Below are 305 nucleotides of genomic sequence, written 5' to 3' on the forward strand. Positions count from 1 at the left end.
CCAGCTTTTTAAGCCGCTGCGCTTGGGAAAGGGACGGTGCATTCTGGGTGTCGTTCATTGCTTCTAAAAAATCCCGCTGTTGGCTTTCGTCCAGAGAGGACAATTCCACAGCGGGATTGAAGGCGATTTTCTTTTCGTCCACCATGTCCAGAAGTTCGGGGACAAGGTTGGTCAGGCGGATATAGCGGAAAATTTGATTCTTACTAGTTCCGAGTTCTTCAGCCATCTCCTTACTAGATAGTGTACCGAAATTATTCCCAACTAGGGAATAATTATCTTGCGTAGGACGTCCTGCCTGATGCTTC

At 47.5% G+C, this 305-nt stretch carries 1 pseudogene; it reads right to left on the reverse strand.

The features are described 5' to 3' along the window. Positions 1-305: pseudogene (locus P0G09_RS18230) on the reverse strand (chromosome partitioning protein ParB); the annotation flags it as partial.

Origin of the sequence: Faecalibacterium sp. DFI.5.82 (assembly GCF_029076575.1) — a bacterium.
Classification (GTDB): Bacteria; Bacillota; Clostridia; order Oscillospirales; family Ruminococcaceae; genus Faecalibacterium; species Faecalibacterium duncaniae.